Below are 23,303 nucleotides of genomic sequence, written 5' to 3'. Positions count from 1 at the left end.
ATTTTATTAAAAAGAGTTTTTAAAGCTAAATTTGAAGCGAAAAAGCTTCGCCTCAAATCAAAAGCGATGTTACATTTTATCTTGAATTTCGCTTATAACCTCTTTTAAAATCTCCTCGTCAAATCCGTTTTCTTTGGCTAAATTTAGAGCCGTTTGCGTTGCTATCTCGCTTAGTTGATGCTTTGGATTTGCAAGAGTTCTTATGATATAAAGCGCCCAAGCCGTTTGTTTATACTCATCAGGAGCGTTTTTAGGATCGTTTGAGTGTCTGATGTTTTCTATGATGCTTGGCTCAAATCCCCAATGATCAAAAATATCAGCGGTTATAAGAATGCTCGTGGTGTTAAAGTTATTCATCTCAACCGCGCCTATATCAAAGCTCATAGCGATATCGTCTTTAAAATACATCACCTCATCGCGTCTTATGACCTCATCGGAGATTAAAATTTTGCCCGTATCCTGAAGAAGCGCACACAAAAACAGATCATCGGCTTTTTGAGGAGCTATGCGCTTAAACCACGCTTTTGCGATCACGCTTTGCAAATTTGAGATATTTACAAACTGCTCAGGGCTAATTCCGTAAGGCTCGACACTTACTTTTAGCATACCCTGCACGGTTGAGCTCATGACTAAGGATTTGGTCATGCTTTTGCCAAACAGACTAACGGCTTGCAGAGTTGTTTTTATCTGCCTGTTAAAGCCGTAAAGCGGAGAATTTGCAGTTTTTAAAATTTGAGCAACCATCATAGGATCGCTTTCTATAGCCTTTGCAAGCTCGCCTACACCGGCGTTGTCGTCATTGCAAATATCTAAAATTTTTTGAAAGCTCTTTGGAAGCGGGGGAAGGGTTTTGATCCTTTTTTTAAATTCTTCTATCATCTTTTGTCCTTACGAAAATTTAAGAAATTGTAGCAAAAATTTACTATAAACAAACTTCACTTCGTTTGTAAATTTCACGCAAAAGGATCAAAATTCATATCTTCATTCCAGATGTATTCCATCAATTTGGCGATATCGCGTGCGGTTTGCAAGCCGTGAATTTCAGCAACAAACCCAAGCGCCATATCAATTCCCGCAGCAACTCCGCTTGAAGTGTAAAATTTGCCGTCTTTAACCCATCTGGCGGGCTTCATCCACTCTGCTTCTTTGCTTGCAGAAGTTACAAATTCCCAAGATGATTTGTTGCTAGTGGCTATTTTGTTTTTTAAAACTCCTGCACGAGCTAACAAAACAGATCCGGTGCACACGCTTAAAACAACCTTGCTCATATCGGCTAAATTTCTTAACTCGCTTAAAAATTTCTCATCGTTTATAAGCTCTCTTGTAGCAAATCCGCCCGGCACGAGCAAGATGTCATGGCTTTTTATTTCGCTTAATTTAAGAGTTAAAATTTGAGAATTTACGGAGCTTTTAACCGCTCCGCCGCAAAGGGAGAAATACTCTATCTCATAGTGCCGCTTAAGCCTTGAAAACACTTCAAGCGGTCCAAGCGCATCAAGACTGGTGTAATCATCAAAAAGCAAGACGTTTATATACTGCATGGCTTTTCCTTAAATATCTGAAATTCGTTAAAAAATTTAATAAATTTTCTTATATCTTTTAATAAGTTTCAAGTCTCATTAACCCATAAAAGCTAAAGCCGTTATGAAGCTCGCCTCCTAAAATTTATCTATAAATCCCACAAGATATATCCTACTCCAAGAACAAAGGCTGCCGCGCATATCAAGCTAAATATCTGCATGTTGCTAAGACGAGAATTCTTTGTGTATTCATTTGTATCATCTTCAGAATCGCTTAACTTCTCGGCCTTAAAATCAGAGATATCGCCTACATCGTCATGCTCGAAATAGTACTCGATGAGTTTTAAAGCCTCTTTTTTAGAAACTTCTTTAGTCGCAACTATATTATCATCGCTATTAAGCAAAATTTCCGCTCTTAAAATTTCGCTATTTTCAGTCCTGCCAAACCGCAAAAACGAATCTCCGAATAAAAGCTTAAAATAGTTACTTTTATACTTCCAATGTATCTCATCAAATAGATACTTTGCCTCCTCAAAACAAAATAGATCACCACCATGTGCCAGTACGGAAGTAGCGTCTATCCATCTTCTCTTTCTAAACTCCAAAAATCTCACGAGTTTTTGAGCCACCCCTAAGTCATTAGAATATATCAAAAAAAGTTTGCCATCCTCCTCCTCATCTACTCGCACATCAAGTAGTCGCGATAGCCTGTATTTAAGGCTCTCTTCCTCTTGCTTGCTAAAATATCTCTCGTCATTCATAGGAAATTCTTCAAAGATAAGATAGGTAAAATACTCGTCAAATACTCTAACGATCGGAGTATTCTTAAAAGGATAGTTTTTGATCCTAAACTCCTTTATACACTCCATATCGGATCTTTTATCAAGCCTTTTAAAAAGATCATCGGCATTTAAACGAATTTTATCATCATACTCATATCCAAACGGATAATCAACTTTTAAAATTCCCCCTTCAAAGCTCTCAAACATCGTTTCGAAGCAATATGTGCCACCTTCCTCCACTTTTTTCATATCGCTAAGGCGCATGATAATAATCTTTTTAGCATTTCCCACTCGCTTCACATATGCAAGATATCTGGAGTCGTTAGAGAACATAATGGCGCCTTTAGCATTATCTTCGAGCTTTCTTCGCGCCATCCCTTCCCCGCTTAGATAGACCCTGCCGCGCATACTTCTATGCCTATCATACCTCACATACTCAAGCGTAAATTTACCATTAGGGCTAACTAGTCTTATGTAGTAGCTGTAAGGAGATGGGATTTTAAGCTGCATTTTTTCGCCGATAGGCTCATCTTCAAAGAGCTCATCCGCGTTTGCCACTATCTCCTCTTTTGGCACATATAAACTGCCCATAACGCGTTTATCTCGCTCATGATCGTAAAAAAGCTTTAAAATTCCGCCCTCAAAGCTTTCAAATATCATCATTGACTCACCTTCAGTCTGCTTTATAGCCATATCTTCAAGTCTTATCATAATGATATCTTGAGAACGCTCATCATTCCACTTAGCATAAACAAGATACTTTGAGTCATCAGAGAAAATGATAGCTGAAGCGGTGCCGTCTCCAAGCATCTTACATCTGCCCTCTTTATCAAATAGCCAAGTTTCGCCCGAAGTTGGACCACCCATCGCAATTTCGGTGCAAGCGAAATACGAGAGCCTAAATTTTCCATCAGGACTATCAAAGCTTTCTCCACCTGACCACGGCGAGGTTCTATATTTACTCATAAAGCTCCTTTGATGAACCGCTAGGATTGATATTTGGGATTATTTTACACTACTAAATTTTACACAATGCAAACAAATTTATTTAAAGACCTGAGTTTTTATTTAGCGTTCTAAGCGCTCTTTTTACGATATATGCGGTCTGCTTGCTTTTGCTTTGCTCGCTCCACCGAGAGCAAATTTCACGTACAAATTCAGCTTGCGTTTTGCTCGCGTCGTTTAGCCAGTTTGCCACGCTATCTTGCACATATTTTGAGCTATCGCTTTTAAGCGGTTCAAGTATGGCTAGTGCGCGCCAAGGCTCGGCTTTAAGTGCCGATATATGCTCGCACCAAACTCCGCGCGGTCTTGTAGCCTCGCTTGCAAATCGCCTGATATTAGCGTCTTCATCAAGTGCAAATTTTGAGAGAATTTCTATGCTTTCGTCCAAATTTGAGATGACTTGACCTCTCACGCAAAGCCAAGCAATCTCTCTAACGCCGAAGTGAGAGTCCGCTGCAAACGGCTTTATGGCGTTAAGAGTGGAGCTTATATCAAGACTCTCATCGCAAGCCGTCATATAAGCCGCCCAGCACCTCACAGTATCAGATCTGTGAGTGCTAAGAGCTTTTAAAATTTGTCCGCTTTTATCCACGCTTGCAAGCTTAAAAAGCTCGGCGCCGATAGTCTTGCTGACGGAATTTGCGCTTTTGTTTTTAAGGCTTTTAACCTGAGCTAAAATTTGCTCTAAAAATTCGCTTTTATTTATCTGCATAAGCACGTTTGCAAGCAAAATTTCTTGATTTATCGCAAGCCACTCTGTTAAATTTGCCGTTTGTATCTCGCCTGAATTTAACCGCTCTAAAATTTCGGCGGAAATTTCACTAATCGATCTTGCGCCTTTACGCTGAATTTCTTTTAACTCTTTATCTTTTCCCACGGCTCGACATCTCCATTTACAGCTTTAAAAATACTCATTATCCCAACCTCACTCACGCGTAAATTTCGCTCATACATCGCCACATCTCGCACCTTTAGCTTCTCTTGCAAAAACGCAAATTCATACTCTATCTGACCGCTGGTAACTTGCACCGGCGATAAATTCTGGCTGTTAAAGACGTCTATCTTGTTTTTGTCAAATTTATATCCTCTTACGCAAGCTTCCTCATAGACCTCTTGCAAATAGGCATTTATAAGCTCTTTTGGGTTTTTGTGTGCATAAAATCTATCAAGTTGCGGATGATTTTTATATCCCTTTGTAAGCCCATTTAAAACATGCTTTGCTAAAAGCGCCTCCCTCCATAGCGCTACCAAACCTTTTGCGTCCAGATAAACAGGACTGATCGTCCAAAGTCTCATTTTGTCTCACTCCTTAATTTATCTGCGATCTGCTTTGCAAAAGCCCTTACCATCGCTTTTTCATCCATATACCAGTACGGCACCCGCTCGTGATCTTTATATGGCTGATGAAGCATGCTTTTTACGGGCGGATACATAAAAATTTGGTTAAAAATTTCAAGCTCTTCCGGATAAGTAAAGTATAAATTTATCTCAGGCTTTTGATTTTCGTTTCGCCAAGCGGCAAATTCGCGGGAGAAATTTTGATGTTTTGGCATTTTTATTTGACTAAAAATTTCCTCGTCAAGCAAAATTTTCGCAAGGCAGTAAATGCCGTGCGCAGGCATACAAAGCAGCTTTTTGTAAGGCAAAACGTCTGTTTTATTATATCCTATGCAAAAGGCTTGCAAATTCTCGCTTATCGCTTCCGAGTCCTTATCGCAAATTCCAACCATAGAGGCGATTTGAGCTCGCTCGTTAGCAGGCTTTTTTGAGTTTATAAATTTCCCTGCCGCCTTTAACGCCGCCTCAAGCTTAGCCTCATCTTTGTACCACATCGCAAAGAACAAATTTATGCCTACAACTAGCAGAGTATAGCCGTTTTTGCTAGCTACGATATCAGGCGGGATAATTTGATTAACAGACTTAAAATCACCGCACGCAACGCTATTTAGCAGCTTAGAAAATCTAATGCAGTGATCATATCCGCTTGCACTACCGGGGATTAGCTCCATGCGGTTTTGCTGAAATATAAGGCTGTTTAAGTCCTTCCAGTCGCGCTTTTCAAGGCACTCCTTAAGCCAAATTTCATAAAGCTCTTTTGTATGCCTAAACGAAATCTGATTTATAATTTCGGCGATATAGTCTTGTGCGCCAGCCTGCTTCTTTGCTGCACTTAGTATACGCCTACAAATTTTAAGATACTCACTGAGCGCTCTTTGCATCTTTTTTGCCCTTTTTAGCCTTCATCTCTTCAAGCTCCTCGGCTAAAAATTTACCCGTGTAAGAGCCTGTTTTTTTGTGATTTTTAGCCACCTCTTTTACGCTTCCTACGGCTATGATCTTGCCACCTTTTGAGCCGCCCTCAGGTCCCATATCAACGATATAATCGCAATTTTTAATCACGTCCATATTATGCTCGATCACAAAGACCGAATTCCCAAGCTCAACTAGATGATGAAGCACTTGCGTAAGGCGATCGACATCGGCAAAGTGAAGCCCCGTTGTAGGCTCATCAAGTATATAAAGCGTATTTCCCGTATCGCTTCTACCAAGCTCCTTTGAGAGCTTCACGCGCTGAGCTTCGCCGCCGCTTAGCGTGGTTGCGTTTTGCCCAAGCGTGATGTAGCCAAGCCCGACGTCTTGCAGGGTTTTAAGCTTAGCATAAATTTTAGGAACCGCTTTAAAAAACTCTATCGCCTCATCGATACTCATATTCAGCACATCTGCAATACTCTTGCCTTTGTATAAAATTTCTAGCGTCTGAGCATTATATCTGGAGCCGTTACAAGCATCACAAACCACCATCACATCGGGCAAAAAGTGCATCTCTATCTTTATCTCGCCCTCACCTTGGCACTTCTCGCACCTGCCGCCCTTGACATTAAAGCTAAAACGCCCGATCTTATAGCCTCTAAGCTTTGCTTCCTTAGTCTGTGCAAAGAGATTTCTTATCTCGTCCATCACGCCCGTATATGTCGCAGGATTTGAGCGTGGCGTGCGACCTATCGGGCTTTGGTCAAGGTAGATAACTTTATCTAAATTTTCAAGTCCGCTTAAATTCACACCCGCTATCTTTTTAACTTTTCTAGCTCTATTTAGCTGCTCTTGCGCTTCAGGAAGCAGGGTTTGAAGTATGAGCGAGCTTTTGCCCGAGCCCGAAACGCCCGTAATACCGACTAAATTTCTAAGCGGAAATTTAGCGCTTAAATTTGAAATGTTGTTGATATTTACGTTTGAAATTTCTATCCACTTCTCTTGCTTTCTGTTTTTTTGATAATTGATATTTTTCTCGCCGCTTAGATATAAAGCGGTTGAGGTGTTGGTCTGCATAAGGCTTTTTACATCACCACTAAATATAATCTCGCCTCCAAATTTACCCGCCGCAGGACCGATATCAACTACAAAATCAGCCTCCTCTATCGTCTTTTTATCATGCTCCACCACTATGACAGAGTTGCCTTTTGACTGCAAATTTCTAAGCGTCTTAATAAGCTTTAAGGTATCTCGCTCGTGAAGCCCGATACTTGGCTCGTCAAGCACGTACATAACGCCACTTAGACCGCTTCCTATCTGGCTTGCGATACGAATTCTTTGCGCCTCGCCACCGCTTATCGTGCGGGCATCACGTCCAAGCGAGAGATAGCCAAGCCCCACGTCGTAAAGAAAATAAAGTCGCTCGTTTATCTCTTTTAAGATAGGCGAAGCTATCATGCCATCTTGCTCACTTAGGTAGTCAAATTTGCTAGAGTCTGAGAAAAACGCAACGCAATTTTCTATACTCATATCCAAAATTTCACCGATCCCAAGCCCCGCTACGCGCACGGCTAAAGATTGCGGTCTAAGCCTGTGTCCGCCGCACTCAGAGCAGCCTCTTTCGCTCATATACTCGCCAAAATCCTTGGAGTCTTTTAATAAATCGTAGCTAATCTTTACCGCACCTTCAAATTTACGCGCTATCTTGTGTCTTTTCCAGAAAAACTCAACCTCTTTTGCGTTGCCGTAAAGCACAAGTCGCTTTTCATCTTCACTTAGCTCAAAATATGGCTTTTTGGTGTCGATGCCGTTTTGTTCGCAAAATGCAAGCAGAAATTTATAATAATAGCTCATATTGTAGCCGTAAAGTAGCTTGATAGCGCCGGCTTCTACGCTTTTTTCCTCGTCTATTATCTTATTCATATCAAGGCTGTAGCGAATTCCAAGTCCGTCGCAATGCTCGCAAGCTCCTTTTGGAGAGTTGAAACTAAAGCTAAGCGGCTCTAGCGGAGTAAATGAAATTTTGCAATCAAAGCACGCCATATGCTCGCTGTAATGTATAAATTTCTCTTTTAAATTTAACTCGTCGGCATTAGTTATCTCAATCTCGACTTCGCCGTAACTCTCGCTCAAAGCCTTCTCTACGTCTTGAGCCAGACGCTGAAGGTTTTCATCATCGATAACCAAGCGATCGACTATGACTTTTATGGTGTGCTTTTTAGTTTTAGCTAGCTCGATTTCCTCATCAAGCCTTACCATCACACCGTCTATTTGGGCTCTTACGAAGCCTTTTGCGCGCAAATTTTCAATTAGATCCGCCCAAGTTCCCTTTTTTTCTCGCACAAGCGGAGCGTAAATCACTACTTTAGCGCCCTTAGGAAGCTTTGAAATTTCGTTTATGATATCGCTTGCACTCATCTTTGAGATCGGCTTACCGCACTGATGACAATGCTGAATGCCGACGCGCGCATAAAGCAACCTTAGATAGTCGTAAATTTCGGTTATCGTGCCGACTGTAGAGCGAGGGTTTTTGCTTGTGGTCTTTTGATCGATTGCGATTGCCGGCGTTAGTCCTTCGATCTTATCCACATCAGGCTTTCCGACCTTATCCAAAAACTGCCTTGCATAAGCAGAAAGACTCTCTATGTATCTTCTTTGACCTTCGGCATAAAGCGTATCAAAGGCCAGAGTGCTCTTGCCCGAGCCCGAAAGCCCCGTAAAAACTACTAATTTGTTTTTTGGAATTTCTAAATTTATATTTTTTAAGTTGTGCTCGCGCGCACCTGTGATTTTGATTGTATCGTTCATGATTATCGCCTAAATTTTAAGTTATTTATTTTAATCAAAGCGGTATAAATATCTGATTAATTTTGAAAATTTAAGATATAATCAATAAAAATATTTTAAGGTGGTTTTAATGAAAGAAATTCAAAATTCATATGACAATCTCCCCTATTTTTCAAGCGCATTTCCTGAATGCTCTCCGCTAAGGATGGAAGCCGTGGCTTCGTTTTTATCATTTGCTCCGCCAAGCAGCAAAAGCGCAAAAGTCTTAGAGATAGGGTGTAGCTATGGCGGGAATTTGTTTCCTTTTGCTATAGCAAATCCGGATGCTAAAGTTGTCGGCATAGATCTAAGCGAAGTTCAGATAAATAAAGCAAAAGAGCTTGCAAAACAGATGCGTGTGGATAATATAAAATTTATCCAAAAGGATATCTGCGAGTTAAGCGATGAGGATGTAAAAGAATTTGGCGAATTTGACTATATCATCTGCCATGGAGTTTACAGCTGGGTTCCTGATGCGGTAAAAGACGCAATACTAAAAAGCATCAAGAGGCTTCTTAGTAAAAACGGTATCGCCTATGTAAGCTATAATGTCTATCCGGGCTGGAAGATAAAAGATATCATCAGGGATTTTTTGATATTTGGCACAAAGGACTTAAAAGATGAAAGCGAGATAGTAAAGGCAAACAAAGCAAAAGAGCTCTTAACTGTTTTTAAAGAGTATATGAAATTTTGCTCTCAAGACGGTGTGAAAGCCGATTTTATGAACGCAAAGCTGCTACTTGAGCACATTGAAGGAATAGAGAAAGTAAAATCAGATTCTTATATAGTGCATGAGTATTTGGAATTTTTTAATAATCCTATGTATTTTAAAGATTTTGCAAAAAATCTTGACGATAATGAGCTTGCTTACTTAACGGATGTAAACCTTGATGACGTGTTTAAGGCTGATCTTGGACTGGAAGGCTTTGATGAGTATATCAATGCAAATTTCAGAAACAGGATAGACAAAGAGCAGGCTATTGATTTTTTCACAAATAAGGTATTTAGAAAAAGTCTCATCGTGCACAAAGAGCTAATAGGAGAGGATTTTCACGTAGATATAGGTCCTAGCGAACTAAGCAAACTTCATATAATTTCGCTATTTGTCAAACAAAAAGACGGCAATTACGTAAGCATCAAAAATCAACAGATGAAACCAAACTACAACTGGTTATATCAAGTATTTAGCGAAGTATTTCCGGCAAGTATAAATTTCGCTCAAGTTGCTGAGCTTTTAAAAGATAATGAAAACTCTCTTAAGTCCGCATATATGGGCTTTATGGAAATTTTATCCGCCGATTGCGCATTATTTAGCCTTCATGAAAAGCCAAAGATAGTCTATGAGCCAGGTAAAACCAGGCTAAAAGAGCGCATTAGAGGATATTTTGAATATTTTAGCGCGGAAGATAATCCCGTAATAATGAATGCTGACGAGTTAAATAAAGGGCTTAATCTATCAAATTTCGATGCATTTATAGCGCTTAAATTTAACGGCAAAAATACAATCGAAGATATCATAAACCAAACCGCAAAATTTGCACAAGAACGCGGTCTTGGCTTTACGCTTACTAGCGATAATTCGCAAGTAAAAACTCAAACCAAAAAGGAATTTGACAAAGCCGTTAAAGACTATATAAAAGATCTTGAAAACAAGCTAACCTCAGCTTATTTGTTTGAAAATTTTTAAATCTTCTCGGCGAGATTTTATCCTCTCGCCGAATTTTACACTCTTTTAAAAATCTAAATTAATATTTTATTTTAAACTTTAGTTGGTTAAAATCGTATCGCTTAGAAAATAAAAAATCGATAAAAAGGAGAAAATATGGAGTTTTTGCAACTTCTAATGATTCTAATCGCTATGATTATCATCATTAAAAAACCCGAAAAAGAGAAGCTCGCTTTCGGTCTGGTCGTAGTCTCTTGGCTATTTATGATGTATCTTTACATAGGGCACAAGTCGGCGGCTTTGCTTACGACTATCAACCTATAAGGAGGCAAAATGAGAACACAAGAGATTAAAAAAACTAAATTTTTCTATACGCTTATGTGCTTAGCGGGGTTTTTGATAATTTTACTGCCCGTAGGCATAGCAAATTTATACTTTGGTTACGTGCTAAAAGATAGCCCATGCACACTCTGCTGGGGTCAAAGAGAGGCGATGATATTTATCGGTGTCATGGCGTTTTTTATCGTTAGATACGGAATGAAAGCAAGATATCTTGCGATGATTTTGATTATGGCCGGATTTGGTTTGTGGCAGTCTTTCGCGCACTTTGGCATACACGCTCACCGAGATCTTGACCAAGGATTTGGGCTTGCGATTTTTGGAATTCATACATACTTTTGGGCGGAAGTAGTATTTTGGGCGGTAGTACTTATTCTTGGCGTGATATTTTTATTCGCTCCTAAATTTAGCGCATTTGAGGACGAACTTGACGGAGAAAGCATAAGAAAGCTTTCAAAGCCGGCTCTTTACGCATTTATGATTTCAGCATTTATCGTAGCTTCAAACGTATTTCAAGCTTTCGTTAGTACCGGAATTCCGCCTTATTACGGGCAAGGCGATCCGGTGCGCTTTACGCTAAATCCAAAATACATCATCTGGAGCGATAGCGGATATAAAAAACACTGGAACAGCATATCTTTCCTTGGAAAAAGAGATGTCAAAGCACCTGATTATGCATTTGCTCCTGCCGGCGAAAAGCTTGGCGTAAAATTTGATAACGACTCAAACAATGCGCCTCTTAATATCGACGAAAATGTCCAAATAGCTTCCAAAAAAAGCTTGAGTTTAGCAAGCCTATAAATTCGCTTGATTTCATTCGCGGTGAATTTGTGGCAAGTTCAAAATGGGAAGTATTCTTCATGGACGAAAATTTCAAAGTTACGAGCGATTTTGAGATAGATCCTTACTTCTCGGCAACAGTAGATCCTATCATAGGCGTGATACCTTTTATGGATGATAAGTTTATGCTAATGGGCTCAAACAAAACTCTTTTAAGATTTGCCAAAAATCCAAACGCGGACGAAGCGCTTCAGTATGCGGATTTCGTAAGAGGAAACGATAAATTTGAAGGTCAAGGCAAAGGCTTAGGACGCGGAAGAATTGATACTGTAAGAGCCAAATTTCATCACATCGCAAGTATGACAACGGACGGCAAATACGCATATCTTGCGACAGTTCCGAACAACAAAGATCAGAAGAAATTCGTTATATCAAAAGTTATGCTAAGCGATCGCACGCTTTCGGGGGAATTTACACCGAGTGCAAATTTAAAGGATGGCAAAACTCTTGGCGATCTTTACGTAACATCAATGACTTATAAAGATGGGCTAATCTACGCGCTTAGCAAAAATCACAACGTTATCGCGGTAATCGATCCAAAAGCCGAAGAAGTGATAAAAACCATAGCCTTTCCAAGTGAGATCAAAAACGCAAGAAGCATATTCTTTAAAGACGGCGTGATGAATATCTTAAGCTATCAAGACGGTAAAAACACCCTATTTACGCTAAATTAATAAAATTTAAGCGGCTAGAAATTTTCTAATCGTAATTACAAGGATGGTCGTTATAAGAGCGATCATCCAGTATTTTTGTTTCTTTTTATCTATGGCGTGTGATGTCTTTACGCCAAAATACACCCCAAACAAAGAGCCAATTCCGATAGCGACGCCTATATCGTAATGAACCAGCCCATGCGAAGCAAGGCTGATAAAACCTGCAGTTGAGCTAAACACTACGAAAAATAGCCCGGTGCTGACTGCTTTTTTGATATCATAGTTTAAAAAGCCGATAAGTGCGGGCATAACAAAAACCGATCCGCCGATACCCACGCTAATAGCAACCGCTCCCGTGATAAGCCCTATGGCAAACAGTAAAATTTGCGAGCTGTTTTGCTCTCCTTTTGGCTCAAGCGGGCTGGTTAAAAGCTTGGTTAAATTTATCATCTGAGCGGTAATAAGCGCTCCAAGTAGAAATTTAGACGAAAAGTTAGAGACTATAAATCCGCTGCTAAGCGCACCGCAAAATCCCCCGAGCCCAAGCACTAAAGCTGGTCTTAAATCAAGCATCTTGGAGCGTAAATTTACAAACGAACCAAAGATTGAGCTAAATACCATCTGCATTATGCTAACACCGATTGCGTATTTGATATCGTATCCCAAAAGTATCATCGCAGGCACGACTACCGCGCCGCCTCCAATACCGAAAAATCCCGAAATAAAACCGACTAAAACGCCCAAAAAAACATATCCGATAAACATCTTTAACCTTTTGGCAAATTTTAGCATTAAGCTTGTTAAAGTATAATTACGTTTTAATCTAAACCTAAAATTTATAAAGGAGAATAGGTGAAAAAACTGCTCATATCGGTAGCTTCGATAGCGTCGCTGGCATTTGGAGGTGAAAGCATGCTTATAAAAGGCACAAACAATCTAAGCGTAGATGAAACGGTAGCTAAATTTAGCAATATCCTTAAAGAAAAAGGCGTTATGCTTTTTGACGTATTTAACCACTCAAAACTAGCCAAAGAGGCAGGTCTTGAGATGACTGAAACTAGCGTTGTGGTATTTGGTGCACCTAAAGTCGGAACGCTTTTAATGAAGTGCGAACCGCAAATAGCGCTTGAGCTACCGATGAAATTTTTAATCTACAAAGACGGAAACAAAACAACCGTAGCTTACGAGGATATCAAAAATATTGCTAAAAGATACGGCGCTCAAAACTGCGACATAGTCGAAAAAATAAGCGGAATACAAGCAAATTTCCACAAAGCTTTAACGGAATAATCTTAGACCTCTTTTGAGGTCTATCCTGCTTAAATTTTACTCTTTTTTACTCAGCGCACTCTACTTTAGCGACCTAAATTTAGCCCTTTATGCATATAAAAGCTCTTTTTACATATAATATTTCACTTATTTTTTAGGATTTAATATGCTTTTACTAGAGCCTTTAGTTTATTACGAAGCGATAAGACAAAAATTTAAAAACAGCTTTTTAGCAGAAGATACCGCTCAAGCCATCATTGGGATAGATTGCGAGTATATAAGTAGCGATGATGTTGATTTTGCAGGACTTAAGAGCTATTTTTTAACTCAAAAACACAGCGCGCCTTTTGCAGGACTTTTTGGTGTTTTAGGATACGAAAGCGTTAGATATTTTGAGAAAATTCCAGAATTTAAAAGCTCGCAGTATGAATTTCCAAATTTTTTCTACGCAAACGCAAGAGCCTATCTACACTTTGATAAAACAAGCAAAATTTACACGTTTTACGGCGAAAAGAGCAGATATTACGACTTTTTAAAAGAGCTCAAAGAGCCAAATTTAACTGCTAAAGAGAGCTTTTATCAAATTTGCACTGACTTAGACAAAGAGCGAGAGCATTTTTTAAGCATGACTCAAAAAGCAAAAGAGTATCTATACAGCGGCGATATCTTTCAAGTCGTGCTTAGCGAGCAGATGAAACTAATAAGCGACATGGACAGCCTTGAGTTTTATAGGTTATTAAGCGAGGCAAACCCAAGCCCTTATATGTTTCACTTTCCGACTCCGCACGGTGATATCGTAGGCTCAAGCCCGGAGTTGGTGTGCGAAGTAAAAAACTCTCAAATTTTCGCAGCCCCGATCGCAGGTACAAGAGGGCGAGGCAAGGACGCCATAGAAGATGAAAGGCTTAAAAACGAGCTCATAAATGACGAAAAAGAGATCGCCGAGCATAAAATGCTAATCGATCTAGCCAGAAACGACATCGGACGCGTCGCAAAAAGCTCGAGCGTAAGCGTGAAAAACCTGATGCACGTGGTCTTTTATGAAAGCGTTATGCACATGGCTAGCGATGTTTATGGCATGAAACGCGATGATATAAGCTCGTTTGAAGTAGTCTCTAGCGTATTTCCCGCAGGTACGCTCAGCGGAACGCCAAAAATTCGCGCTATGGAGATAATATCTGAGCTTGAAAGATATAAGCGAAACGCATACGGAGGCGGGATAGGATTTTTTCACTTTAACGGCGACGCTCAGCAAGCTATCCTCATACGAAGTGCGGTTTTTGTGCCTAAAGACGGCGCTAGCGAGGTGTTTATCCAAGCCGGTGCGGGCATCGTCATGGATAGCGTTGCTCACAACGAATACAAAGAAATTTGCAAAAAACGCGCCTCGGTGCTAAATGTATTTAAAAATAACGCAAGGGAAACTCATAAATGATACTTCTGATAGACAACTACGACAGTTTCGTCTTTAACGTCGAGCAATACATCAAAGAGCTAACCGACGAAGAGGTTATAAGCGTAAGAAATGACAAGATCACGCTTGAAGAAATTTGCAAGCTAAATCCAAGCAAGATCGTGCTAAGCCCGGGGCCTAAACATCCAAAAGATAGCGGAATTTGTCTTGAAATTTTAAAAAGCGATCTAAACGTGCCGATTTTGGGAATTTGCCTTGGACATCAGGCGATCGGACTAGTCGGCGGTGCGTTTATAAAGCGTCTTGAAAAGCCGTTTCACGGCAAGACTTCATTTATCAATGTGCTTGAAGAAAGCCCGCTTTTTGAAGGATTGCCAGCCAAATTTGAGGTTATGCGCTATCACTCGCTTTATGTTGATGAATTGCCGTCAAATTTAAAACCGCTTGCGATCAGCGATGATGGCGTAATAATGGCGCTTCGCGAAGTTAATCGCCCTGTTTTTGGCATACAGTTTCACCCTGAAAGCTACTTCACACAATACGGCAAAAAGATAATCGAAAATTTCCTAAACTTTAAAAGCGAAGCCAAAATACAAGAGAGCGAACCTGCGAATTTCAAGAGGTTTTTAATCAAGCTTCAAGATAACGTCGGGCTTGACGATAGGGATTTTGAGCAAATTTGTGCGCTGATAGCTTCAAAGGATTACGAGATAACGCAGCTTGCAGCGCTTTTGGTGCTAATTAGCGAAAAGAGTCTTTATCCAAAGAGTCTTGCAAGCCTCGTTAAAAACATCTTAAAATACTCCCAAACCTACCGCGACGCTTCGCCGATGATAGATCTGTGCGGAACGGGTGGCGACGGGCTTAAGACGATAAATATCTCAACTGCGGTGTCGTTTATCCTTGCAAGCCTTGGCGTTAAAGTCGCAAAGCACGGCAACAAAGCGATTTCAAGCAGATCGGGCAGCTCGGATGTGCTTGAAGGCATAAATTTAACCATGTCAAATTCACTAAGCACCCTAAGAGAGCTGCTTGATGAGAAAAATTTAGCCTTTTTCCATGCGCCGTTTTTTCATCCGCTAGTTGCCGAGGTCAAAGAGGTGCGAGCACGCCTTGGCATAAGGACGGTGTTTAACGTACTTGGGCCTATGCTAAATCCAAATTTAAGCCTTAAGAACCAACTTGTAGGCGTATATCACAAGCCTGTTTTAAAGCTTTATGCGCAGACTTTAAAGCTACTTGGGCGCGAGCATGCACTGGTGGTGCGCGGCGAGGACGGGCTTGATGAGATAAGTTTATGTGATGAGACAAAGATAATTGAGCTTAAAAACGGCGAAATTTACGAATACTCCATAACTCCGGAGCAGTTTGGCTTTAAACGAGCATTTCATAGCGAGATAGAGGGCGGAACTCCCGAAGAAAACGCACAAACTTTGGTTAAAATTTTAAAAGGCGAAGAAAGAGGAGCCAAATTTGACATAGTCGTTCTAAACGCGATGTTTGCGCTTTATACGGCAAATTTTGTCGCAAATCCAATGGATGCAAAGGATGTTATAATCAAGGCAATTGATAGCGGGCAAGTTTATGAGTATTTTAAAGATTATATCGGGGTAAAATCATGAAAACAGAGCTTAAAATTTGCGGTATCAAAAGCGAAACTGAAGCCAAAAGCGTGCTTGAACTCGGAGTAAAATTTATCGGCGTAATTTTTGCAAAAAGCCCAAGGCAAGTAGATATCAAAACCGCTCGGCAGATAGCGAATTTAGCTCACAAATTCGGTGCAAAATGCGTAGGGGTATTTGTCGGCGCAAGCGAGTGTTCTTTAACGTCAAAGGGCGAGCAAAGCAGTTGTGAGATAATGGAAATTTGCGAATTTGCAGGACTTGACGCGGCTCAAATTTACGGAGATATAAGCGAAAATTTATATGCGAATTTAAAGGATCTTGGCGTAAGTGTTTGGAAAGTTTTAAGCGTAAAAGACGAACTTATCGCCACAAACGAACCGCATGATTTGGTGCTTTATGATTATAAAGGCGAAAATTTAGGCGGAAACGGAGTGAGTTTTGACTGGGAAATTTTAAAAGACCTAAAGCCTTTTAGTTTCGCATTAGCAGGCGGTATAGACGAAACAAACGTGTTTGAAGCGCTTAAATTTAAGCCTAAAATTTTGGATATAAACTCACGAGTCGAAGATGAAAATATGATAAAAATTCCAAGCAAGATAAAAGAAATTTTAGACATCGTAAATAAGGAAAAAGGCAATGAACACTAAAGCATATTTTGGTAAATTTGGCGGGCAGTTCGTGCCTGAAACGGTTATGTTCGCGCTTGAAGAGCTTGAAGAAGCTTACGAAAAGATAGCCGGCACGCAGGAATTTAAAGACGAGCTTAACGATCTGCTAAAGCACTATGTCGGTCGCCCTAGCCCGCTTTATCACGCAAAGCGACTAAGCGAGCATTACGGGCATGAAATTTATCTAAAACGCGAAGATCTAAACCACACCGGCGCTCACAAGATAAATAACGCCCTCGGTCAAGCTCTATTAGCTAAAAAAATGGGCAAAAAAAAGCTCTTGGCCGAAACGGGAGCGGGACAGCACGGAGTGGCGACTGCGACTGCTGCGGCACTTCTTGGGCTAGAATGCGATGTGTATATGGGTGCAACCGATGTGGCGCGCCAGCAACTAAATGCGTTTAGAATGGATCTGCTCGGCGCAAAGGTTGTAAGCATTCACGACGGCTTAAAAACGCTTAAAGAGGCTACAACAGCAGCGATTCAAGCATGGGTAAATGAGATAGAAAGCAGCTTTTACGTCATAGGCTCTGCCGTGGGTCCGCACCCTTATCCAAAGATCGTGCGAGAGCTTCAAAGCGTCATCGGTAGCGAGACAAAAGAGCAGCTAAAAGAATACGGAGTAAAAGCCGACTACATCATAGCTTGCGTAGGCGGCGGAAGCAATGCGATAGGAATTTTTAGCGGATTTTTAGAAGATATTAGCGTAAATTTGATAGGTATAGAAGCAGCCGGTCTTGGAGCGGATACTCCATATCACGCAGCCACACTTACAAAAGGGCGCGAAGGCATCATACACGGCATGAAGACTATCGTGTTGCAAGATGACTTCGGTATGATAGCACCGGTTCACAGTATCTCGGCGGGTCTTGACTATCCTGGAGTGGGCCCTGAGCATGCGCACCTGCACGATATAAAGCGCGTAAAATATCAAGCCGTAAGCGATGATGAGTGCATAAACGCACTTCGTCTTACAAGCCGCCTTGAAGGCATAATCCCTGCGATAGAAAGCTCGCATGCGCTTGCGTATTTAGAAAAACTATGTCCGAATTTAGATAAAAAAAGCGTTATCGTAGTAAACGTATCGGGCAGAGGCGATAAAGATATGAACACGGTAATGAGCTATGAGAAAGGAAAAATTTATGGCTAAGATATCCAAAGCATTTCAAGGCAAAAAAGCAAACATCGGCTACATAGTAGCGGGCTATCCGAGCATTGAGCACACGCGCGAATTTTTACTAAATTTAGACGCTAGCTCGCTTGATCTGCTTGAGCTTGGAATTCCTTACTCAGACCCGCTGGCAGACGGCAAGCTTATAGCCGAAGCAAGCTTTGAAGCGGTAACAAACGGCGTAAATACAGAGAGAATTTTTAGCCTTCTTGAAGAGTGTAAGCAAAGCGTAAATAAGCCGCTTGTCTTTTTGGTTTATTACAATATCATCTTCGCTTACGGAGTGGAAAAATTCATCGCGCGCTCAAGCGAGGTAGGCATAAGCGGGTTTATCATACCCGATCTGCCCTTTGAAGAGAGCGAAGAGGTAAGCGGGCTATGCTCTAAATTCGGGCTTGATCTGGTGCCATTAATAAGCGTTACCTCGGCTCACAGAACGGATAAAATTTTAAGCATTGGCTCAGGATTTATCTATGCTCTTGGCGCGGTAGGAGTAAGCGGATCGCAGCGAGCCAGCATAGATAGGCTTAAGAATTTAGTATCAGATTTAAAGCAAAAAAGCGATTTGCCCGTAGCCGTAGGCTTTGGCGTGAAAAACAGTTCTGACGTTAGCGAAGTCAAAAGCTTTGCAGACGGAGCGATAATCGGCACCGAAATAGTCAAGCTAACGGCTAAATTTAAGGGCGAAGAGCTTATGCGCGAGATCGAAAAGCTTTTTTGATTTAGGCTAAATTCCATAAATTTTAAGTATAATTAGGACTATTTAGCACTTTAAGGATAGTAGATGTTGGAGGTTGTTGAGCTTGGCGTAAAGCATCTTTGCAATGAAATTTTAGGCTATGAAGTAAATTCGGCAAGCACTACAAAGGGTGAATTTTACGGTTCGGCGCTACCGATTTATAAGGGCAAAAGCGAGTTTCATTTTTATCTTTATTTTAAAAAAGATACTTTAAATCACTTTGCAAAAATTTTATTAGGTAGCGACAAGCTTAACGAAGACGATCTGAGCGATCTTTGCAAAGAGGTTGCAAATTTGATCGTAGGATACTCTAAAAATTTGCTAAACGAGAAGGAAAACGGCGCTTATAAACTTGGAACACCGGAGTATTTGGGGCGCATAGAAAATTTTAAAATCAAGCTTGAAGACAAGAGAATTTATAAGATAAAAAACAGAACTTTTAAGATAGGGTATAAGAAAGCATGAGTGCAGAGATTGAGCAAATAGCCGATACAGGCGGACTTTTTAAAAGCTATGACGAGCTTATGGATATCAGTGTAGATTTTATATCCGAGCTTGGAACGACGACTATTAGCGTACGTGAGCTGCTTAAGCTTGAAAACGGCTCGGTAATCGATCTTGAAAAGCCTGCAGGAGAGAGTGTCGAGCTTTTTATCAACAATAGAATTTTCGGAAAAGGCGAAGTGATGGTATATGAGAAAAATTTAGCCATCCGTATCAATGAAATTCTTGACTCCAAATCGGTAATTCAGTATTTCAAAAGAGAGCAGTTATGAGAATTTTAAGCGCGTTTTTTGCCTTGGCTATCTCTTTATTTGCATCAAATTTACTCACTTACAACATCTACGAAAGAAGCGATAGGGTAGATATCATGCTTAGCTTTGACGCGCCTTATGAGGGAAATATCTTTCAAAAACACGAAAACGATATGACCATGCTGATATTTAATGCGCTAAATTTCGATCAGGTAGTCGATAAAAATATAAATTCTAAAATTTTGCAAGAAATTTACATAGAGCCAAAACAAAATAGCGTGGTCTTGAGCCTAAAAAGCAGCTCAAACGTCGCAGTTACGGCATCAAAGACAACTGATGGATTTGGTCTTAGAGTAAGAGTAACCCAAACGGCTTTAGGCTCAGCCGAAAATGAAAACAGACTAAGTAGCGTTCAGATAAATGCTCCAAGCCCTATCCCGTCTCAAAGCGAAGAGAGCTTGGTGGGAGCAAGGTATTATATGGTGATCGGTGTGCTCTTTGCACTTCTTATAACGCTTTTTATCATCAAAAGAGCAATCAAAGCAAAAGGCGGCATGCCCTATGCAAAAGCGCCGAAATTTGCAAATCTCTTTAGCAAAAATAAAAACGGCGGCGTTGAGGTGCTTTACGAAAAGCCACTTGATAGGTTTAACAAAGTAATGCTTTTAAGTCATATGAATAAAAAATATCTCGTACTTGTAGGAAGCTCAAATGTCTTGCTTGATAAATTCGGTGAAGACAAGATAGAAAATGAAGATGATTTTGAAGCATTTTTTGAAGAGAACAAACGAAAACTCGGGCAGTTTTTAGAAGAGCGCCAAAACTCGCTAAGCGCTTATAAGGATAAGGCCAGCAAGGATTAAGCCTAGTTGGCGATTTGGAAATTTACAAAATTAAAAGCGATTTTTTGCAATCTCAATAACTCACAAAAACCAACTTAATCACAAAAAGAAAACTTTGCGCCGCTAATCCGAAAAAGAAAATTAAAAAACGCTTTAAATGACTTAAAAATCTTAAACAAAAATCAGCGCAAAAGTAGCAGGTTTTGCGATCTTTTTTAAGCTCTCTTTCGCCATGAAATTTTCTTTTGCGCCGCTAATTTGCAAAGTATGATTTACAAACTCGAATTTAAGCTTTTTATGCGTGCAGTTGATATCTAAATTTTTAGCCAAATTTAGCATAAAACTAAGCCATCTAACAGTATCTTCGCTAGGAAGCAGGCTCTTAAATTTTTCAAATTCGCCTAAATTTTTCTTGCCGTTCATACCGATAATAGTAGCTATAAGACTCTTTTGTTCATGCGAAAATCCGTAGTTTAGAGCATTTATCACGAAATTTGACGAGTTTATATGCTCGCTGTAAAACCCAAGACATCCGCCTATATTATAAAGTTTAGCCGCCACCTCAAGTTCTCGCGCAAATTTATCTTCAATACCGTGTAGAGGCTTTAGCGCTTCAAATATATCTTTTACGTATTTTACTACAGCCTTATTTGAAGTGTCTAAAAATCGATCCTGCAAGCTTTTTACGCTTGGGTTGAAATTCGGCGGAAATTTCTTGCTTGGACGCAAAAGATCACTTAGAAAAACGCCTTCTCTAAGTCCCGCTCCGCTAGTATAAACGCGCTCGCAATCAAGACGCGAAACGATACTTAAAAATATAAACGCACCCTCTCTAATCGTATCAAAACGATCCTTTTTGACGTAAAATTTAGCCAGATCAAGCACACTAGCTTCGGTTAAATCCTTGATGAAGCCCTTGTAGTCGCTAAATTTGTAACTAAAGTTATGCACGCTTTTTAGCGAGTAGTTTTGCATCTGCATTATGCAGTTTGATATGGCTCTGAGGCTTCCGCCTATGGCTACGACGTTTTTGGACTTAAAGCTTTGCGGAAGTTGCTTCAAAACATCTTTCATGAAGCCATCAAGCCCTTTTAGATTTTTCTTATCGAAAAACAGCTCTTTAAGCCTAACTGTGCCAACATCAAGAGAGATGCTTTCAAGTATCTTGCCGTCTTTTACCAGCGCAAGCTCGGTTGAGCCACCACCGATATCGATAGTAACAAACTCATCAAGCGGCTCAAGTAAATTCAAAGCCGCTATCGCTCCGAAATTCGCCTCATCAACGCCCTTTACCACCTTTAAATTTAGCCCCAAATTTCGCTTTACCAGCTTTATAAATTCATTTGCATTAGGTGCGTCTCTAAGGGCCGAAGTGCCCATACAAAAGACCTTGTGGCACTTGTAACTCTTTGCGATATTTTTAAACTCGCCAAGTGCGTCAAGAGCCTTTTTCATCGATTTTTCGCTTATCGATCCGCCGTCTTCATAAGCGCCCTCTCCGAGCCTTACCTTCATCTTAAATTCGCCAGGTATATAAAAAGCGTACCTTGAAGTCTTTTCAAATATCGCCATTCTCATAGAGTTTGAGCCAAGGTCTATGACGGCGGTTCTCTTAGCCATTGTTCGCCCTTTTTTGAGTGAAATTTAGGCTAAATTTTATCTTTTGATTTTTCATTTTTTACTATCTTTTTAAATTTATTCTTTATATTTTTTCCGATCGGTAAAATAAGAGTAGAAACAGCTCCGCTAATGCCATCTTTTCGGTTTTTGATACTAACGCTTCCACCAAGCGCTTGAGCCGCACCTTTGGCTAAAAATAGTCCAAGCCCTGCTCCGCCCTTATCACCAAATCTCTTAAACGGAGCAAAAAGATCCTTGCTTTCGTCAATTCCTATACCCTCGTCAATTACTTCAATCACAAATTCACTCTCTTTAAGCCTTGAAACAAGGGTTATAGTTGATTTTGGCGGTGAAAATTTAATCGCATTCTGGACAAAATTTTGCACAACGTGAGTTAGTAGCGTAGGCTGAAGCGTCATATGAAGCAAGGCGGGAGAAAGATCGGTGGCTACGTCTTTATCATCGCCGCGAGCTAAAATTTTAAAATTATTCGCCATTTCGTTTAAAAACTCGATGATATCAATGTTTGTAGCCTCTTCAAATTGCGCACCCTCTTGACGACCTATCTCAAGGATAGAACCTATCATCTTGTTCATCGAATTTATCGACTCGTTATTGTTTTTAAGCGCTTCTATGTAGCGCTCAGGCTCCCTTTGCTTGATAAGCGTAACTTCGTTTTTCGTTTTCATAACCGCAAGCGGAGTTTTAAGCTCGTGTGCAACCCCTATAAAAAGCTCTTTTTGATACATTACGAAAGTTTGGATTCGCTCTATTAAGCGGTTTATACTCTTGCCAAGCGGCTCAAATTCGGAAGGAATTTCATCTAGACTAACTTCTTTTAAAAACCGCTCGTTAAGCTGGCTTAGCTTAAAGCTTAAAATTTTAATAGGCACCAAAAGCATTCTGGATAAAAACAGGGCGTAAAAAAGCACCAGCAAGATAGAGGTAGCATTTACTATTAAAATATCAATCAAAATTTGATCTATCAATTTGCTTTGCTGAGTCGTCTCTTTAGTAAGCGTTATATGCGTATTTTCAATGTATGGATAATAAAGCTTTAAATAAGTTTTTTTGCCTATTTTTTCATTTACGAAGTAAGGATTTTTAGCCTTGAGCTCTTCGTTTATGATTTTTATTTGAGTTGAGTTGTCGTTTAGTGTCATGTACTCAAAGCCTTCTCTCATCTTAGCTAAATTTGAGCTTGTGGAGATAAGTTTGGCTTCATACATTAAGGATTGGGAGATGCTTTCATATATAGTTACTTTTATATAGTGATAAAGCATCACTGAAATGATAAGAATTAGCATCGTTGAAGCCGA

The 23,303-nt window shown here is 40.2% G+C and carries 21 protein-coding genes and 1 pseudogene; 12 read left to right on the top strand and 10 right to left on the bottom strand.

Annotation, left to right across the window (positions count from 1 at the left end):
- Window positions 1–69: 69 nt before the first annotated feature.
- The 7 genes from CDOM15925_RS06400 to uvrA form a co-directional block, all read right to left on the bottom strand.
- Window positions 70–879, bottom strand: coding sequence for an HDOD domain-containing protein (locus CDOM15925_RS06400; protein WP_169942257.1), 810 nt, complete (start codon window positions 877–879; stop codon window positions 70–72).
- 74 nt (window positions 880–953) lie between these two features.
- Window positions 954–1,541: a DJ-1/PfpI family protein gene (locus CDOM15925_RS06395; protein WP_169942255.1), complete on the bottom strand. Its 588-nt coding sequence runs from the start codon at window positions 1,539–1,541 to the stop codon at window positions 954–956.
- A gap of 128 nt (window positions 1,542–1,669) precedes the next feature.
- Complete coding sequence (locus tag CDOM15925_RS06390; protein WP_169942253.1) at window positions 1,670–3,268, bottom strand: hypothetical protein; 1,599 nt, start codon at window positions 3,266–3,268, stop codon at window positions 1,670–1,672.
- Window positions 3,269–3,350: 82 nt separating this feature from the next.
- On the bottom strand, window positions 3,351–4,184 hold the full coding sequence (locus tag CDOM15925_RS06385; protein WP_169942251.1) for a DNA alkylation repair protein: 834 nt from the start codon (window positions 4,182–4,184) through the stop codon (window positions 3,351–3,353).
- Complete coding sequence (locus tag CDOM15925_RS06380; protein WP_169942249.1) at window positions 4,163–4,603, bottom strand: pyrimidine dimer DNA glycosylase/endonuclease V; 441 nt, start codon at window positions 4,601–4,603, stop codon at window positions 4,163–4,165. Before CDOM15925_RS06380 ends, CDOM15925_RS06385 begins: the two co-directional genes overlap by 22 nt.
- Window positions 4,600–5,526 carry a hypothetical protein gene (locus tag CDOM15925_RS06375; RefSeq protein ID WP_169942247.1) on the bottom strand — a complete coding sequence of 309 codons (927 nt, stop codon included), beginning with the start codon at window positions 5,524–5,526 and terminating at the stop codon, window positions 4,600–4,602. Before CDOM15925_RS06375 ends, CDOM15925_RS06380 begins: the two co-directional genes overlap by 4 nt.
- Window positions 5,507–8,365 (bottom strand): excinuclease ABC subunit UvrA, encoded by a 2,859-nt coding sequence (gene uvrA, locus CDOM15925_RS06370; RefSeq protein ID WP_169942245.1) that lies wholly within the window; start codon window positions 8,363–8,365, stop codon window positions 5,507–5,509. The genes CDOM15925_RS06375 and uvrA overlap by 20 nt, the downstream gene beginning before the upstream one ends.
- A 109-nt stretch (window positions 8,366–8,474) precedes the next feature.
- Between uvrA and CDOM15925_RS06365 the strand changes: the two genes are divergently transcribed.
- The 3 genes and pseudogenes from CDOM15925_RS06365 to dsbI all read left to right on the top strand — a co-directional run bounded on the left by CDOM15925_RS06365 (window position 8,475) and on the right by dsbI (window position 11,902).
- Window positions 8,475–10,070, top strand: coding sequence for a methyltransferase domain-containing protein (locus CDOM15925_RS06365; protein ID WP_169942243.1), 1,596 nt, complete (start codon window positions 8,475–8,477; stop codon window positions 10,068–10,070).
- A gap of 135 nt (window positions 10,071–10,205) precedes the next feature.
- On the top strand, window positions 10,206–10,373 hold the full coding sequence (gene dba, locus CDOM15925_RS06360; protein ID WP_169942241.1) for a disulfide bond formation protein Dba: 168 nt from the start codon (window positions 10,206–10,208) through the stop codon (window positions 10,371–10,373).
- 9 nt (window positions 10,374–10,382) lie between these two features.
- Window positions 10,383–11,902: pseudogene (gene dsbI / locus CDOM15925_RS06355) on the top strand (disulfide bond formation protein DsbI).
- Window positions 11,903–11,908: 6 nt separating this feature from the next.
- On the opposite strand, the gene CDOM15925_RS06350 reads toward dsbI, so the two are convergent.
- Window positions 11,909–12,646, bottom strand: coding sequence for a sulfite exporter TauE/SafE family protein (locus CDOM15925_RS06350; RefSeq protein WP_169942239.1), 738 nt, complete (start codon window positions 12,644–12,646; stop codon window positions 11,909–11,911).
- An 87-nt stretch (window positions 12,647–12,733) separates the two neighbouring features.
- On the opposite strand from CDOM15925_RS06350, the gene CDOM15925_RS06345 reads away from it, so the two are divergent.
- From CDOM15925_RS06345 to CDOM15925_RS06305, 9 genes are all read left to right on the top strand, one after another.
- Window positions 12,734–13,171, top strand: coding sequence for a DUF302 domain-containing protein (locus CDOM15925_RS06345; RefSeq protein WP_169942237.1), 438 nt, complete (start codon window positions 12,734–12,736; stop codon window positions 13,169–13,171).
- Between the two features lie 145 nt (window positions 13,172–13,316).
- Window positions 13,317–14,585 carry an anthranilate synthase component I family protein gene (locus tag CDOM15925_RS06340; RefSeq protein ID WP_169942235.1) on the top strand — a complete coding sequence of 423 codons (1,269 nt, stop codon included), beginning with the start codon at window positions 13,317–13,319 and terminating at the stop codon, window positions 14,583–14,585.
- Complete coding sequence (trpD, locus tag CDOM15925_RS06335) at window positions 14,582–16,186, top strand: anthranilate phosphoribosyltransferase (protein WP_169942233.1); 1,605 nt, start codon at window positions 14,582–14,584, stop codon at window positions 16,184–16,186. The genes CDOM15925_RS06340 and trpD overlap by 4 nt, the downstream gene beginning before the upstream one ends.
- Window positions 16,183–16,836, top strand: coding sequence for a phosphoribosylanthranilate isomerase (locus tag CDOM15925_RS06330; RefSeq protein WP_169942232.1), 654 nt, complete (start codon window positions 16,183–16,185; stop codon window positions 16,834–16,836). The genes trpD and CDOM15925_RS06330 overlap by 4 nt, the downstream gene beginning before the upstream one ends.
- Window positions 16,826–18,007 carry a tryptophan synthase subunit beta gene (gene trpB, locus CDOM15925_RS06325; protein WP_169942230.1) on the top strand — a complete coding sequence of 394 codons (1,182 nt, stop codon included), beginning with the start codon at window positions 16,826–16,828 and terminating at the stop codon, window positions 18,005–18,007. The genes CDOM15925_RS06330 and trpB overlap by 11 nt, the downstream gene beginning before the upstream one ends.
- Entirely contained in the window at window positions 18,000–18,749 is a 750-nt protein-coding gene (trpA, locus tag CDOM15925_RS06320) for a tryptophan synthase subunit alpha (RefSeq protein WP_169942228.1), read from the top strand. The genes trpB and trpA overlap by 8 nt, the downstream gene beginning before the upstream one ends.
- Before the next feature lie 63 nt (window positions 18,750–18,812).
- Window positions 18,813–19,232, top strand: coding sequence for a chemotaxis protein CheX (locus CDOM15925_RS06315; protein ID WP_169942226.1), 420 nt, complete (start codon window positions 18,813–18,815; stop codon window positions 19,230–19,232).
- Window positions 19,229–19,543 carry a flagellar motor switch protein FliN gene (fliN, locus tag CDOM15925_RS06310; RefSeq protein WP_169942224.1) on the top strand — a complete coding sequence of 105 codons (315 nt, stop codon included), beginning with the start codon at window positions 19,229–19,231 and terminating at the stop codon, window positions 19,541–19,543. The genes CDOM15925_RS06315 and fliN overlap by 4 nt, the downstream gene beginning before the upstream one ends.
- The gene (locus CDOM15925_RS06305) at window positions 19,540–20,385 is read left to right on the top strand and encodes an excinuclease ABC subunit A (protein ID WP_169942222.1); all 846 of its coding nucleotides are present in this window, start codon (window positions 19,540–19,542) and stop codon (window positions 20,383–20,385) included. The genes fliN and CDOM15925_RS06305 overlap by 4 nt, the downstream gene beginning before the upstream one ends.
- Window positions 20,386–20,535: 150 nt before the next feature.
- Here the strand turns inward: CDOM15925_RS06305 and CDOM15925_RS06300 are convergent, their stop codons facing one another.
- The gene (locus tag CDOM15925_RS06300) at window positions 20,536–21,984 is read right to left on the bottom strand and encodes a Ppx/GppA phosphatase family protein (RefSeq protein WP_169942220.1); all 1,449 of its coding nucleotides are present in this window, start codon (window positions 21,982–21,984) and stop codon (window positions 20,536–20,538) included.
- A gap of 29 nt (window positions 21,985–22,013) precedes the next feature.
- On the bottom strand, window positions 22,014–23,291 hold the full coding sequence (locus tag CDOM15925_RS06295) for a sensor histidine kinase (RefSeq protein ID WP_169942218.1): 1,278 nt from the start codon (window positions 23,289–23,291) through the stop codon (window positions 22,014–22,016).
- Between the last annotated feature and the right edge of the window lie 12 nt (window positions 23,292–23,303).

The sequence above is a fragment of the Campylobacter sp. RM15925 genome (genome assembly GCF_012978775.1).
Taxonomy (GTDB): domain Bacteria; phylum Campylobacterota; class Campylobacteria; order Campylobacterales; family Campylobacteraceae; genus Campylobacter_A; species Campylobacter_A canis.
Note: the sequence above shows the minus strand (reverse complement) of the source record. Positions and strands in the feature narration are given on the sequence as shown.

Bases quoted from the DNA above. Each gene is read 5' to 3' on its own strand.
- trpB (WP_169942230.1), top strand. From the start codon at position 16,826: ATGAACACTAAAGCATATTTTGGTAAATTTGGCGGGCAGTTCGTGCCT.
- CDOM15925_RS06350 (WP_169942239.1), bottom strand. From the start codon at position 12,646: ATGTTTATCGGATATGTTTTTTTGGGCGTTTTAGTCGGTTTTATTTCG.
- trpA (WP_169942228.1), top strand. From the start codon at position 18,000: ATGGCTAAGATATCCAAAGCATTTCAAGGCAAAAAAGCAAACATCGGC.
- CDOM15925_RS06295 (WP_169942218.1), bottom strand. From the start codon at position 23,291: ATGCTAATTCTTATCATTTCAGTGATGCTTTATCACTATATAAAAGTA.
- CDOM15925_RS06300 (WP_169942220.1), bottom strand. From the start codon at position 21,984: ATGGCTAAGAGAACCGCCGTCATAGACCTTGGCTCAAACTCTATGAGA.
- CDOM15925_RS06365 (WP_169942243.1), top strand. From the start codon at position 8,475: ATGAAAGAAATTCAAAATTCATATGACAATCTCCCCTATTTTTCAAGC.
- CDOM15925_RS06340 (WP_169942235.1), top strand. From the start codon at position 13,317: ATGCTTTTACTAGAGCCTTTAGTTTATTACGAAGCGATAAGACAAAAA.
- trpD (WP_169942233.1), top strand. From the start codon at position 14,582: ATGATACTTCTGATAGACAACTACGACAGTTTCGTCTTTAACGTCGAG.
- CDOM15925_RS06305 (WP_169942222.1), top strand. From the start codon at position 19,540: ATGAGAATTTTAAGCGCGTTTTTTGCCTTGGCTATCTCTTTATTTGCA.
- fliN (WP_169942224.1), top strand. From the start codon at position 19,229: ATGAGTGCAGAGATTGAGCAAATAGCCGATACAGGCGGACTTTTTAAA.
- CDOM15925_RS06375 (WP_169942247.1), bottom strand. From the start codon at position 5,526: ATGCAAAGAGCGCTCAGTGAGTATCTTAAAATTTGTAGGCGTATACTA.
- uvrA (WP_169942245.1), bottom strand. From the start codon at position 8,365: ATGAACGATACAATCAAAATCACAGGTGCGCGCGAGCACAACTTAAAA.
- CDOM15925_RS06330 (WP_169942232.1), top strand. From the start codon at position 16,183: ATGAAAACAGAGCTTAAAATTTGCGGTATCAAAAGCGAAACTGAAGCC.
- CDOM15925_RS06315 (WP_169942226.1), top strand. From the start codon at position 18,813: ATGTTGGAGGTTGTTGAGCTTGGCGTAAAGCATCTTTGCAATGAAATT.
- CDOM15925_RS06390 (WP_169942253.1), bottom strand. From the start codon at position 3,268: ATGAGTAAATATAGAACCTCGCCGTGGTCAGGTGGAGAAAGCTTTGAT.
- CDOM15925_RS06400 (WP_169942257.1), bottom strand. From the start codon at position 879: ATGATAGAAGAATTTAAAAAAAGGATCAAAACCCTTCCCCCGCTTCCA.
- CDOM15925_RS06380 (WP_169942249.1), bottom strand. From the start codon at position 4,603: ATGAGACTTTGGACGATCAGTCCTGTTTATCTGGACGCAAAAGGTTTG.
- dba (WP_169942241.1), top strand. From the start codon at position 10,206: ATGGAGTTTTTGCAACTTCTAATGATTCTAATCGCTATGATTATCATC.
- CDOM15925_RS06395 (WP_169942255.1), bottom strand. From the start codon at position 1,541: ATGCAGTATATAAACGTCTTGCTTTTTGATGATTACACCAGTCTTGAT.